Origin of the sequence: Metabacillus idriensis (genome assembly GCF_050483325.1) — a bacterium.
GTDB classification, from domain to species: domain Bacteria; phylum Bacillota; class Bacilli; order Bacillales; family Bacillaceae; genus Bacillus_P; species Bacillus_P idriensis_A.
Genome location: NZ_JBCMYF010000006.1, coordinates 27,043 through 40,516, shown reverse-complemented (window position 1 = coordinate 40,516; position 13,474 = coordinate 27,043). Strand labels below are relative to the sequence as shown.

At 41.9% G+C, this 13,474-nt stretch carries 14 protein-coding genes; 6 read left to right on the top strand and 8 right to left on the bottom strand.

The window, feature by feature from the left end:
- Positions 1-20: 20 nt before the first annotated feature.
- From nikB to ABEQ24_RS03350, 5 genes are all read right to left on the bottom strand, one after another.
- Positions 21-956, bottom strand: a complete 936-nt coding sequence (nikB, locus tag ABEQ24_RS03370) for a nickel ABC transporter permease (protein ID WP_430005457.1) — start codon at positions 954-956, stop codon at positions 21-23.
- Positions 953-2,452, bottom strand: coding sequence for a nickel ABC transporter substrate-binding protein (gene nikA / locus ABEQ24_RS03365; protein ID WP_430005641.1), 1,500 nt, complete (start codon positions 2,450-2,452; stop codon positions 953-955). Before nikA ends, nikB begins: the two co-directional genes overlap by 4 nt.
- Before the next feature lie 403 nt (positions 2,453-2,855).
- Positions 2,856-4,118 carry an opine metallophore biosynthesis dehydrogenase gene (locus tag ABEQ24_RS03360; RefSeq protein ID WP_430005456.1) on the bottom strand — a complete coding sequence of 421 codons (1,263 nt, stop codon included), beginning with the start codon at positions 4,116-4,118 and terminating at the stop codon, positions 2,856-2,858.
- Positions 4,115-4,936: a nicotianamine synthase family protein gene (locus ABEQ24_RS03355; RefSeq protein ID WP_430005455.1), complete on the bottom strand. Its 822-nt coding sequence runs from the start codon at positions 4,934-4,936 to the stop codon at positions 4,115-4,117. The genes ABEQ24_RS03360 and ABEQ24_RS03355 overlap by 4 nt, the downstream gene beginning before the upstream one ends.
- Positions 4,937-5,062: 126 nt before the next feature.
- Positions 5,063-5,536 carry an S-ribosylhomocysteine lyase gene (locus tag ABEQ24_RS03350; protein ID WP_430005454.1) on the bottom strand — a complete coding sequence of 158 codons (474 nt, stop codon included), beginning with the start codon at positions 5,534-5,536 and terminating at the stop codon, positions 5,063-5,065.
- A 140-nt stretch (positions 5,537-5,676) separates the two neighbouring features.
- On the opposite strand from ABEQ24_RS03350, the gene yidD reads away from it, so the two are divergent.
- On the top strand, positions 5,677-5,907 hold the full coding sequence (yidD, locus tag ABEQ24_RS03345; protein ID WP_029278789.1) for a membrane protein insertion efficiency factor YidD: 231 nt from the start codon (positions 5,677-5,679) through the stop codon (positions 5,905-5,907).
- On the opposite strand, the gene ABEQ24_RS03340 is transcribed toward yidD, so the two are convergent.
- On the bottom strand, positions 5,895-6,458 hold the full coding sequence (locus tag ABEQ24_RS03340) for a beta-class carbonic anhydrase (protein ID WP_430005453.1): 564 nt from the start codon (positions 6,456-6,458) through the stop codon (positions 5,895-5,897). The genes yidD and ABEQ24_RS03340 overlap by 13 nt on opposite strands.
- Positions 6,459-6,604: 146 nt before the next feature.
- Between ABEQ24_RS03340 and ABEQ24_RS03335 the strand changes: the two genes are divergently transcribed.
- Positions 6,605-7,780 carry a GTP-binding protein gene (locus ABEQ24_RS03335; RefSeq protein ID WP_430005452.1) on the top strand — a complete coding sequence of 392 codons (1,176 nt, stop codon included), beginning with the start codon at positions 6,605-6,607 and terminating at the stop codon, positions 7,778-7,780.
- A gap of 114 nt (positions 7,781-7,894) precedes the next feature.
- The gene (locus tag ABEQ24_RS03330) at positions 7,895-8,962 is read left to right on the top strand and encodes a metal ABC transporter solute-binding protein, Zn/Mn family (RefSeq protein WP_430005451.1); all 1,068 of its coding nucleotides are present in this window, start codon (positions 7,895-7,897) and stop codon (positions 8,960-8,962) included.
- A gap of 30 nt (positions 8,963-8,992) precedes the next feature.
- Here ABEQ24_RS03330 and ABEQ24_RS03325 read toward each other — a convergent pair whose 3' ends face one another.
- Together ABEQ24_RS03325 and ABEQ24_RS03320 are read right to left on the bottom strand one after the other, a co-directional pair.
- Positions 8,993-9,913: a CobW family GTP-binding protein gene (locus ABEQ24_RS03325; protein ID WP_430005450.1), complete on the bottom strand. Its 921-nt coding sequence runs from the start codon at positions 9,911-9,913 to the stop codon at positions 8,993-8,995.
- 73 nt (positions 9,914-9,986) lie between these two features.
- A complete protein-coding gene (locus ABEQ24_RS03320) occupies positions 9,987-10,229 on the bottom strand; it encodes a type B 50S ribosomal protein L31 (RefSeq protein WP_029566204.1) in 243 nt (80 codons plus the stop codon).
- Between the two features lie 170 nt (positions 10,230-10,399).
- On the opposite strand from ABEQ24_RS03320, the gene ABEQ24_RS03315 reads away from it, so the two are divergent.
- From ABEQ24_RS03315 to ABEQ24_RS03305, 3 genes are all read left to right on the top strand, one after another.
- Positions 10,400-11,755 carry a cytochrome ubiquinol oxidase subunit I gene (locus tag ABEQ24_RS03315; RefSeq protein WP_430005449.1) on the top strand — a complete coding sequence of 452 codons (1,356 nt, stop codon included), beginning with the start codon at positions 10,400-10,402 and terminating at the stop codon, positions 11,753-11,755.
- Positions 11,756-11,776: 21 nt separating this feature from the next.
- Positions 11,777-12,820, top strand: a complete 1,044-nt coding sequence (locus ABEQ24_RS03310; RefSeq protein WP_430005448.1) for a cytochrome d ubiquinol oxidase subunit II — start codon at positions 11,777-11,779, stop codon at positions 12,818-12,820.
- A gap of 471 nt (positions 12,821-13,291) precedes the next feature.
- Positions 13,292-13,450 carry a DUF1540 domain-containing protein gene (locus ABEQ24_RS03305; RefSeq protein ID WP_070878746.1) on the top strand — a complete coding sequence of 53 codons (159 nt, stop codon included), beginning with the start codon at positions 13,292-13,294 and terminating at the stop codon, positions 13,448-13,450.
- Positions 13,451-13,474: the final 24 nt, after the last annotated feature.

Genomic DNA, 13,474 nt, shown 5'->3' with positions numbered 1-13,474 from the left:
CTTTTTTAGTCTCTCCAATTCTATTCCCTCCCTTTGATCCGTATTTTTGGATCCAGATAGCGATAAGATAGATCGACTAAAAGATTAATGCTGACGACAAGAATTCCCATAATGAGGATGTATCCCTGAATAACGGGATAGTCTCTTTTCATAATAGCATCAATGACAAATTTACCCAGACCCTGGTAAGAGAAGATCACTTCAATAATGACAGTTCCCCCCAATAAACTGCCAATGGATACACCAAGAACAGTTATGACCGGCAATAAAGAGTGACGAAAGGCCAGGAGGAAAAAGATTTTACTTTTTGTAAAACCTCTTGCTTTGGCGGATCGAATAAAGTCCTGGCCGAGACTTTCGATAAGACTGGCCCTGATCAGCCTTACATACACAGCTGCCATAGCAATACCCAGTGTCGCGGAAGGGAGAATTAAATGAAGAATGCCACCCTTTCCCATGGATGGCAATACTCCTAATTTCACTGAAAATAATTGAACAAACAATAATCCCAGCCAAAAGCTTGGAATAGCAGCTCCAATTAAAGCAAATATTCTGCTTATATGGTCCACCCACGTGTCTTTATAGATGGCTGAGAACGTCCCTAATGGAACAGCAATAACAATCATTATAAGTAACGAGGCTAATGTCAGTTCAAGTGTCGCAGGGAATCTTTTCAGTAATTCTTGAATAACTGGCTGCTTTGTCATATAGGAATTGCCTAAGTCAAATTCAACGAAACTTTTCAGCCAATTCCCATATTGCATAACGAGCGGGTCATTTAGGCCCAGTTCGTTTCTTAACTCTTCCACCTCGGCGTCGCTGACAGAAATATCATCTGTTTTTAGCATAGACCTGACAGGGTCGCCTGGGGCGAGCTTCATAAAAGCAAAACTAATGATGGAGAGAATAAGAATAAACAAAACAAATTCCAACAACCGGCTTACTACCTGTTTCATTTTTTAACCAGATCGATGTCTTTCGTAATAACATAAAACTCGCTATTACTAATTTGATAGTTTTTCACATAATCTTTATAGGCCGCATAGTTGCTTGGGTGAACGATAAACGAATTATATCTCTTTTTATCAATGAGGCTAACAGCTTTTTTCGCTAGTTCATTTCTCTTTTCTTCTTCGACAGTGCCGTTAAACTCCTGTATCATGCCTGTCAATTCATCATCTTGTATTTTACCGAAGTTTAATGATCCATCTACCGTATATGCAGCGTTTAAGAAATAGCCAGCATCACCTCTTGGTGCAGTATTTGCACTGTAAATGGCTAAATCCCAATTACCTTTTGACATTAAGTATTCATCAATATTTTCATCTATTTGGATTTTGATGCTAATTCCGAGCTCTTTCGCATTGGATTCAAGAATTTGGGCAACCAACGGAAGATCTGGACGATATGTGTACGTAGCAAGCGTTAACTCTAAAGGTTTCCCATCTTTCACAGCCTTGCCGTTTTCGATTGTATACCCAGCTTCTTCAAGGTATTTTTTTGCAACATCAAGTCCAAATTTCTTTTCTTCATATGAAGGAGAAATTGGAGAATCGGCTAAAAACGGGCCGCTTGCTATTTGAGCTTGTCCAGCCATCACATTTTCAACCACTTCTTCACGATCAATTAAGGCTTCCAATGCTTTTCTAAGATTTTCATCCTGCAGCGTTTCTTTCTTTCCATTATACATCAGCATTGTTGTTCTCATACTTGGAACTACTTCCGTCACAATGGATGAATCCTTTTCAAGTGTTTCAAGACTTTCAAGTGCCGGGCGGTAAACAATGTCCGCATCTCCTGATTGAAGGGCAGATGTGCGTGCATTCGCATCTTCATTGTATGTAAAAATCACTTTATCAAGCTTTGGTTTTCCATCCCAGTAATCCTCATATTTAACTAGTTCCAGTTTAGCAGCGGATTCAAATGCTTCAACTTTGAATGGTCCTGTCCCAATAGGTTTAGTTTCGACATTTTCCTCGCTGACATCAATGATGGCAGCGTTCGGATGAACTAATTCAGAAGGAAACTCAGGAAGTGCTTCTTTTAGTATGATTGTCAATTTTTGACCATCTGCCTTCATTTCGTCAATCTTCAATGCTGCACTCATCGCTTCACTGGTTTTAATATTCCTTTCAAAAGAAGCCTTTACTGCCTCGGCATCAAGAGGTTTGCCATTTTGAAATGTTACATCTTCTTTTATCTGAAAAGTCCATGTTTTACCCTTATCTTGTGTTTCCCATTCAGTTGCAAGCCAAGGCTCTAATTTATAGTCCTCTGTTATTTTTACTAGTGTTTCCACGATACCCGCTCTAATTGGTGTCCAGTTCAAATGGGGATCAAGCGTATCGTACGGGAAGTTTGAGAGGAATGTAACTTCTTTTTTTGCATGACTATCAGCTTTGTTGGCTTCTTTTTCACTGGCTGTAGAAGAACAAGCTGTTAATAAAAGCATTAAAATCAGAATAATAGATAGACTGTTTGCCTTTTTCAGTGTCACTTTAATTTCTCCTTTTTCATTGGTTTTTATTTTTACCGCCCTTAAAGTGCATAATAAAACGGAACACTTACGTTTTACATGATATTTCTTTTCAATTAAAATAGCAATACATTTTAGAAAGGAAATCACATAAATTAAGAGAACACCAGTAAACTAATCTGTTAGAAATGTCTTATCGATCTCAAAGGGACTTCCAACGTTTTTGCTCTGCCTCGTCATTCCAAAAATGATGACAGTGCCGATTATGCTTCAGAAAAACAAGATTTCTGAAGCATGAACATTCGGGCTGGCCGCTCGAACAGGGGCATCCATCACACTAAAAACGAGTGAGGTAAAACCGCAAGCAAGGTTCCATTCTTCAGCAAGTTCCTCCCCTCCCTGCAGGAATATAATTTTGAAACGAAGCGTGATGAGTTTCGCTGAACCGTGCGGTCTCCTCTTCAAATGTCCTGAGCAATGAATGAGCCACTGGCATAGAAATGCCAGCCTTAAAAGCAAGTTCAGTCACCAGTTTCAGCTTATGGTAATCTTCAAGCGGAACTCTTGGAAGCACCCACTTTCCTGACCGGGACCGTTTCACCTGGGCAAAAGGCACCTTTGAAAAATCAAAGTATGTTCCATTCTCATCCGGTACCGAAAAAGGGTCAATTAAAATAGACGTGTATCTGATGTACAGCAAATATTCCTGCTTCTCCGGACTAAACGTCGGGAACTGGCAGATATCATTTCTTGAGAGAGTGTATTCGTGTACTGGATAGTTATCATCATTTAAAAATTCCAGCAGGTTAATAGGCTTTGCTCCTAAACAGGCAGCTACTTCGGACAGCTCTTTCCAAAGACCATTCATAGCCTTTATCGCGTGCTGGCTGACCGGCCCTTCCGGATATAGCTTGTACATGGATTTTACGGACTTGTCTTCTCTTAATATTTCTCTCATCGCAACGGGGTTCATAAATAATGGCGGATGAACATAAGTTGTTATGCTTCTTGCCTCGGCTTCAACTGCTGATGAAAGAATTTCTGCTTCCGGGCCGATACTTCTTATGAAATCAGCCAGGACATGTGCAAAGCTGCAGTTTTTGTATGAGGACCCCACATAGACTTTTTTCTTAACAGCTTTTGTGTAAGCTGTGAACGGTTCTTCTGCTGAAAGCTTTGTCGCTGCATAATAAGCAGACAGGCTGATAACCTCTATATCTATTGCCAGTTGCTCGACGATCGTTGAAGCGGAGCCAATTCCAGGAGAAAGAAGTACCACTCGTTTTGCTCTTTTCAGATTTTTTATGTTTATTTCTTTTAAAACTTCAATGTATGTATGGCTTGGCGTGCATAGGATAATCGTCTCCCATATATCGTTCACTTCACCTAAAGATGGGTGAAAATAATGAATGGAGGCCTTTCCTTTCAAGCTTTGATCTAAGTGAGGAGCAAATAAGGAGGACACTTCAAATCCATTTATTTCAAAGTATTCCTGAAGCTGTTCGGAATGTTCTCCAGCCCGGTTGGCTATGCCCAATTTATTTGAGTACCCTCCTTTTGCAGCTTGGACCGCAACGGCAAAGGCTGCTGGTCCCGCCCCCGCAATCAGCGTGTTCCCAAAAGCCTTCGAATTTAAGGTCATGAATATTCGACTTCCTTTCCTGTCAATACCTGCGCTTTTTTTGTCAGAATCAGCGTATCGTAGAAACGTTTATCCTGGTAAACATGTTCAGTTTTCCAAACGGACTCTGGCGAATCATGATATGGATAGTTAAAAATAGATTTAAGGCCATTTCCATAGCGCAGGATGACTTTGGCTTGGTGCGGAAGAAGAGATGAAAGCTGCTCAATAATGGCTGTTTTCTCCTTCACAAGGGAAGCAATTACGACATGCGTGGCTCTTTTAATTGCAGGCAGCTCTGAAACCGGTGCGCTTGTAAACCGGACATTATCTCTTAAACCTGACAGACCGGCAATTTCCCTGCCCATTTCAACAGCTTCCTCATCAATATCAAGACATGTTAATCGTGCTCCTGTTTCCTTTGCGATGGTTAGCGCAGAAAGAGGAAACGCCCCTGACCCGATAAAGAAAACCTCTGATGTACCTGAGATTTCGCACCTGACAGCATCCATTTTCACAGCAGAGGAAAGAGATGAAAAATAACCTGACATATCTGCATTGCTTTTCGTCGTGCAAACAGATTGATGTTTTTCCAGGGCAGCTACCGCAGCGGAAGATGTTTCTCTCAGAAGACTGGCATATTTTTTGATTTCCTGATCGCTTTCCCATAAACGCCATTGTTTTTCGTTTTTTTCATCCACGACAAATGCAGAAAGTTCGTTCAGTTTTTCTGTCAGCCTTTCACAGCACGGGCTGCTTTTTTTAATAAAGGCCGATAACTCTGTTATTTCATGCAATAGAATTTTCATAGACACTAAAAACGTATATCTGTCTTCCAAATTACCTCTCCTCAAAACGTAATAATTACGATTTGAAGTGTATCATTCTCTTCTTTCTCACGTCAATCAGGTAAAAAGGCTCAAAAAAAAACAGCGCCCTGCATCACAGGGCACTGCTTTCTGTACTTATCCAAATACCTTCGCCAATTCCTTTTTATCCTGATCAAGCCAGAAACGCATCAGTCGCTTGGCTCCTTCTAAATCATGAAGTTTAGCCTGGCCGCACTGCTTTTCGTTGGCTGCCGGGATTTCAGTAATTTCGATGGCATCTTTTAGAGTATCTTCAAGAAGATCAATAATTTCCTCCACCTTCGGCTCACCGCTCACTACCAGATAGTAGCCGGTCTGGCAGCCCATTGGCGAGATGTCGATAATATCAAAGTGATCGTACTTTTCTGCATGCGTACGGATGTTGAATGCAAGCAAATGCTCAAGTGTGTGGATCACATCCGGCTTCATTGCCTGCTTATTCGGTTGGCAGAAGCGGATATCAAATTTATTAACCAGTCCGTCTGTTCCTACTTTATGAACGCCGCAATGTCTGACATACGGGGCAACGACTGCATTATGATCAAGGTCAAAGCTTTCAACTGATGGCATAGTACCACTCCTTTATTACGTCTCTCTTTATCATACAATTAATTCCGATAAAATTCATCACTTTTGTCTGAATAAGTGTTTCCAATTTTAACTTTTTCTCTCTTGCAGTATACTAAAGGCATACAGAGAGGTGATCAAAAATGAAACAGCTGTTTATCGCACTGATCCGCTTTTATCAGAAATTCCTGTCGCCGCTGAAACCCCCGTCGTGCCGTTTTTATCCGACATGCTCCCACTACGGGCTCGAATCAGTCAAACGGTTTGGGGCTTTAAAAGGCGGTTATCTGACCGTAAAGAGAATCCTGAAGTGCCATCCTTTTCATCCCGGCGGGTTTGATCCGGTTCCGGAAAAGAAGGATCAGACGCCGTAGCCGTCCACTACTAAATCAAGCTTTCCTGTAGACGGATCAATCACAAGACCGTGTACAGGAACATCAGCCGGAAGCAATGGGTGATTGCGGATAACGTCTACACTGTGTTTTACACTGTCTTCGACTTTATTAAACCCTTTCAGCCAATCGTCAAGCTGAATACCTGAATAACGGAGCGTATCGATTTTATCCTGGGTAATCCCCCGGTTTTTTGCTTTTTCAAGAAATGACTCCGGATTTAGGGCACTCATGCCGCAGTCATGGTGTCCGACGACGCATACTTCGTCTGCTCCAAGCTCCATAACTGCTACAAGAATGCTTCTCATGATACTCCCAAACGGATGGGCAACAATCGCACCGGCACTTTTGACAATTTTAACATCGCCGTTCTTGACGTTCATTGCCTGCGGAAGAAGCTCGACAAGTCTTGTATCCATGCAAGTTAAAATGACCATTTTTTTGTCAGGGAATTTTGTTGTCTGGTATTTTTCGTAGTCTCGCTTTTCTACAAACTGGGAATTGTGTTCAATCATTTCTTCTAACAATCTCATCTGCTATTCTCCTTATAAAATGGTATAGTTGGGCTGCCCGTAATGAGCAGCTTTTTATTTACTATATCATAACACTTGTTTTTTAGCCGCGTTTTGCTATATGATGTAAATCGTAATGATTACTATTTATTTTTTGGAGGATAACGATGAGCAAACAAATTCCCGTTACGGTATTAAGCGGATATCTTGGTGCCGGAAAAACGACACTATTAAAGCATATTCTTGAGAACAAAGAAAACAGACGAATCGCTGTAATCGTCAATGATATGAGCGAAATCAACATTGACGGAAGCCTGATTAAAAATACCATCAGCCGGACGGAAGAAAAACTGGTTGAAATGCAGAATGGCTGTATTTGCTGCACGCTGCGCGAAGACCTGATGATTGAGGTCGGGCGTCTTGTGAAAGAAGGGAACATCGACTACATTGTGATTGAATCATCCGGCATCAGCGAACCGGTGCCTGTCGCTCAGACATTTACTTACATTGACGAGGAAATAGGCATTGATCTGTCTTCATTCTGCCGTTTGGATACGATGGTAACGGTTGTGGACGGAAACCGATTCTGGGAGGATTTCTCTTCTGGTGAAAATCTTCTGGACCGGAAACAGGGAACAGATGAAAACGATACAAGAGAAGTTATTGACCTTCTGATTGACCAGATTGAATTTGCAGACGTTCTTCTTCTGAACAAAACGGATTTGCTGGAAGAAGAAGATGTGAACGAATTATATGGTGTACTGCGAAAACTAAACCCGGATGCAAAGATTTTGAAAACAGCTTACAGCCGCGTTCCGCTTTCTGAGATCCTGAACACAAACAGATTTGACTTTGACAAAGTAAGCCAGTCTGCAGGCTGGATCAAAGAACTTAACGAAGAACATGTGCCGGAGACAGAGGAATACGGCATTTCCTCCTTTGTTTACAGAAGACGGAAGCCGTTTCATCCGGAGAGGTTCATGAGCTGGCTTGAAAATTGGCCTCAGGACGTTGTAAGGGCAAAAGGATTTTTCTGGCTTGCATCAAGAAATGATACATCCGGCCTTCTGTCACAGGCAGGCACATCCATCATGATTCAGGGAGCAGGGGAGTGGGTGGCAGCTTATTCGGAGGAAGAGCGGATCCAAACCCTGCAGGAAGAGCCTGAGCTGCTTGAACGCTGGGACGCGGAATTCGGAGACCGGATGACAGAACTCGTTTTTATCGGAATTGATCTTGACCGCAGCCAGGTGGAGACTTCTCTTGATAAATGTCTGTTAATTGACAGTGAAATGAAAGAGGACTGGACTTCTATGCCAGACCCGCTGCCTGCTTTTTCATAATTGTGAGAATGATTTTTCTTTTTTCATTGGATAATTTACGGTTCTCAAATCGTAAATGTTACGATATAATTTAGGTAAAAGGAACGAAATCTTTATATATATAAGGAGTATAAAATGAAAAAAACAGGTTTAATTATGACTCTGGTCCTTATGATGGGATCTGTACTTGCTGGTTGTGCAGACAGCGGAAATTCTTCTTCTGAAGACGGCGGGGACAAGCTGAAGGTTTATGCAACTATTTTTCCTATTCAGGATTTTGCCAAAAAGATTGGCGGAGACGTCATAGAAGTTGAAAGTGTCTACCCTGCAAATTCAGACGCCCACACATATGAACCGTCTACAAAAGATATGGTGGCAATAGCTGAAGCAGGTGCATTTATCTACTCAGGATTTGGTTTGGAAGGATTTGCAGACAAAGCAACTGAAACCCTGAAATCTGAGGATGTAAAAATCATCAAGGCCGGCGAAGGAATTGAGCTTGCTGATTCCTCACACTCTGAAGAGGGGCATGATGACCATGCTCACGAAGAAGAGCACTCTGAAGAGGGACATGACGAACATGCTCACGAAGAAGAGCACTCTGAAGAGGGACATGACGAACATGCTCACGAAGAAGAGCACTCTGAAGAGGGGCATGACGAACATGCTCACGATCACGGCGACAAAGATCCCCACATCTGGCTTGACCCTCTTCTTGCCGTTGAAATGGCTGAAAACATTAAAAATGGACTAACAGAGCTGCAGCCCGAATCAAAGGAAGAATTCGAGAAGAATTTCCAGACAGTTAAAGCAGACCTTGAAAAACTGGATGCTGATTTCAAAGAATCAATAGCTGCCGCTGACAAGAAAGAACTATTGGTCTCACATGCAGCATACGGATACTGGGAAGAACGCTATGGCATTGAGCAGATCAGCGTTCTGGGTCTTTCTCCAACACAGGAGCCATCCCAAAAGCAGCTTCAAACAATCGTTGAAACGGCAAAAGAGCATAATATCCGCTACGTCATCTTTGAAAACAACATAGACAGTAAAATTTCCGATATTGTCAGAAATGAGATTGGCGCTGAAAGTCTTACACTTTCAAACCTTGAAACCATTACAGAAGAAGATTTGAAGAACAAGGAAGATTATTTCAGCATCATGAAGCGCAATCTTGAAACATTAAAAACAGCACTTCAATAAAAAAAATACCGGCCACTCGGCCGGTATTTTTTATGTATGACTCTTTACAAATATCTGCTTTATTTTATCTGCAGGCAGGTTCTGCCCGATTAATATGAGAACAGTCTTTTCGCTCTCAATCACTTCTTCTGATAAAACAGCTTTCCCGGCAGCATACTGCATTTCCCTCATTGTACCTTCGACTAAAAGATGTCCTTTTGCACGAATGAGACCCTCTATATCTCTAAGCAGAGACTCAAGCTCTGAAAGATCCATGATCTGCGGATTCTCAATCTTGATCGTGCCAATGGAGTGATGATGGTGATGGTGGCCTTGCTCTTCACTGAGTGTCAGGGCAGCATGACGATTTTCCATCAGTTTTTCAAACGGTACCTCACCATAAGCTGCATCATAGATTTCAACATCATCGGTAACAGTACTGCGAATCTTCTTTTTTACTTTTTCCAGCTCTTTTTCTCCTGCAAGATCGATTTTGTTAAGGATGATAAAATCAGATGATATAATCTGTTCCTTTAGCAGGGACCGGATTTCCTTTGAGCTTGAGAACATGCTTTGATAGTCAAGGTAATGACTGGAATCAACAATTCCGATCATCGAGATCAGCTCAAAATCATCAATCAGTGAAGGTGAAAGGAGCACATCTTTGATTTCAAGCGGATTCGCCACTCCTGTTCCTTCTATAAGAAGAACGTCAACAGATTGCTCTGATTTAAAAGCTTTTAGTGTCTTCACAAGATCATCCTGAATGGTGCAGCAAATGCAGCCATTTAAGAGCTCGTGGACCTGCTGATTTTTGAATAAATGCTTTTCAACGTTCTCATCACCAAGTTCATTTAAGATAATGCCTACTTTTTGTCCTCTATTTTTCAGCTCATGCGCCATTTTTACAAGAAGCGTTGTTTTGCCGCTTCCTAAAAATCCGCTGACCGTATAAACGGGTAATTTCTTCATGCAAAAACCTCCCTGCGTTTAGAATATCACATAAAAAAGATGCCCTGGAACAATTTGCTCCCGGGCTGTCTTATTACATGTTGTATTTTTTCTTGAAGCGTTCTGCGCGTCCGTCGCGGTCTGCGAATTTCTGGCGACCTGTGTAGAACGGATGTGTGTCTGAGCTGATTTCGATTTTGATCAGCGGGTACGTATTGCCGTCTTCCCACTCTGTTGTTTCATTTGATTTCTGTGTGGAACCGCTCAAGAATTTAAAGCCGCTGTTTGTGTCCATATATACTACTTTATGATAATCCGGATGGATACCCTGTTTCATATTCAGCACTCCTTTAATCGTAATTATTACGTTTTATATTATACTCTTTTTGAGGAAATTTGTCAACGTGCCTGCCTGCAAAGAATGAAACATTAATAGCATATTTTCTGGAAAAATGCGGACAATAAGGAAAGATTGTTACAACCATGGTAAAGAAAGGCGGAAAACAGATGGATGATCTCGTACTTGCCAGATCCTTGTTCGGGACGACGATGGGCTTTCATATTATTTTTGCATCGCTCGGTGTAGGCCTCCCTCTTATGATTTTAATAGCAGAGCTGCTGTTTCAAAAAACAAAGGATCATGATTATGCAGTCATGGCAAAAAGATGGACAAAAGGACAGGCCGTGCTCCTCGGAGTTGCGATTCCTACAGGAACAATCGCAGGTGTGCAGCTTGCTTTGTTATGGCCCGGTTTTATGGAGGTTATCGGACGTGTTATGGCACTGCCGTTTCAAATAGAAATCTATGCTTTTTTTGTGGAAGCCTTGTTTATGTCAATTTACGTTTACGCAGCTGACAGAATTTCTCCCCGGATGAGAATTGTCAGTGTTTCACTTGTCCTGCTCGGGGCTGCAGCCTCCGCCATCTTAATTACAAATGTTCATGCATTCGAAGGCACGCCAGCCGGATTCAGAATTGAGAACGGGGAAATTGTTGATGTTGACCCTTGGGCTGCCTTTTTCAATCCAAGCTTTATCGTTACAGCTGGACATGTAGTGGTTTCAGCGTTTATGACAGGTGCATTTGTGATTGCTTCGATATCAGCTTATAAGATGCTGAGAAATATGAAAAATGAACGCCTTTACCGTTTTCACCGCAAAGCATTAATGATGGGTCTTGTTGTAGGGGGGATTTTCTCATTTATTACTGCTTTGAATGGGCATGAATCAGCGCAAATGCTCCATGAATATCAGCCTGAGAAGCTCGCAGCTGCTGAAGGTTTATTTGAAACTCAGACATATGCCCCCCTTGCAATTGGAGGCTTTACAGACCGGGAAACACAGGAGGTTAAATGGGGCATTGAAATCCCTTGGGCTCTGAGCTTTTTAGCTGACAACAGCTTTGAAACCGAAGTTATTGGCTTGAATGATTTTCCTGAGGAATACTGGCCCCCGCTGTTTGTACATACGCTGTTCAATGGAATGGTTGGAATCGGCAGCCTGCTGATTTTCCTGTCTCTTCTTGGATTCTTCTGGTACAAACTATTGAAGCGTCCGCACTTTCCTAAATGGATGCTCGTCCTTTTTGTTCCTTCAGGAATTCTTTCCATGCTTGCGATTGAGTTTGGCTGGATTTTTGCCTGCACAGGAAGACAGCCCTGGGTTATTTATCGTTTGCTGAAAACAGAAGATGTTGTGACAGCCTCCGGCCAAATCGGAACCCTTTTTATTCTTTTCACCCTTGTTTATGCGATATTAGGACTCGCTGTCATACTTGTTCTGGTCTATTACTTCAAACGGAATCCAGTTGAAAAAGAACTTGATAAGACTTCAGGTGATGGTAATGGCGTAAGTGTTTATTAAAGAAATGGAGGCGTTATTTGGATGATTACAACAGATGCACTGCTCGCCATTACAGTTGTATGGGGTTTTGTTTTTATCTACGCTGTAATGGCGACAATGGATTTCGGAGCAGGCTTTTGGTCCATGATCTACATTAACAGAGAAAAGACGAACGCAACCAATATTGCCAATCGTTATTTATCCCCTACCTGGGAGGTTACGAATGTATTTATTGTTGCCATAGTCGTAGCGCTTTTCAGCTTTTTCCCCGGTGCTACGTTTATTCTGGGGACCGTCTTGCTCATACCGGGAAGCATCATCCTCTTGCTTCTGGCGATTCGAAGCGGATTCCTCGTATTCTCCCATTACTCTAAGGGATATGAAAAAGCACTTACTTATGTATCCGGGATTTCCGGTTTCATTATTCCCGCTATTTTATTACTGGTTCTGCCCATCACTCATGGCGGGTTTATTGAAGTAGTAAACGGTTCGCATCAGCTTCAGCTCGACAAATTATTTACCAGCCCAAATGCCTATGCCTTCAGCGGGTTCGCGATTACAAGCACGCTCTTCCTGTCATCGCTGCTGCTTTCTGATTACTCAAATGTTGCCAATGAACCGGAAGCATATAAGGTGTATCGGCGTGATGCCCTGATATTAGGTCCGTTATCCCTCATAATGGGTTTTTTAATTATGCTGACCCTTCGAACTGAGGCAAACTGGCTCTATATGAACATGATGAAGTATTTGCCTTTCCTGATTGGATCTGTTGCGATGTTTATGATTGCAGGTGGTGCTCTGTTTTTGCCGTCCCAAAAAGACAAAAGAACACTAGGCAGACCTAGAATCGCGGTTGTAGCTGTAACCATTCAATATTTTCTTGCAAGCTATGCATACGGGCGGGCACACCTGCCTTATATGCTGTACCCTGATGTATCCATCCAGGATGGCTTTACACACCCTAACACCTTCCACGCCGTGTTTATTACTTACATCGTTGGATTTTTAATTCTCTTTCCGGGGTTCTTTTACTTCTGGCGTTTATTTATGAAGGACAAACGGTATCTGAAGCAAAATGAATCATGAAAAATGCCTGGGACGTAACGATAATCTCCTGAATTAAAACCGAATATTGAATAGGGCGAAAACCATTGAAAGAAAGGGATATTTCCACATAATTTGATGTTTTTCATGATAAATAATGTCCAATCCTTTCCGCTGCAGGACCTTGACTTCTTCAGGAGAATAGAGGGGATTGGTTGATTCCACTGTTCCGTGCAAAAACTTAAATCGCGGAATCATAGCATGCGGTTGATTCCACTTTCCGTTGCAAAAAAATCAAATCGTGGAAACAAGCTATACGCAAACAGACATATGAAAAGAGCCAAAGAAAAAATCCGAACTAAAACGAAATTCAAGTTGGAATTTCACATAATAGTTCGGATTTTCCTTTGGCTGAAAACCTTTTGTCCCTGCCTCTTTTTAAATCCTGCGTATGAAAAACTGCTTAACATGCAAAACTAACTGTTGAACCCTAAATGAAGGAGGTTTTGATAAATGCCAAGAGAAGTAAAGTGTGAAGTCAATAACTGTGAGTATTGGGGCAATGGCAATCAGTGTACAGCTGATGCCATCTATGTAGTCAGCCATAAAGGAGATACTGCTTCCCGCAGCGAGGAAACAGACTGCAAAACCTTTAAGCCTCATGATCTGTAAAAGAAAGGACAGCATTTCGCTGTC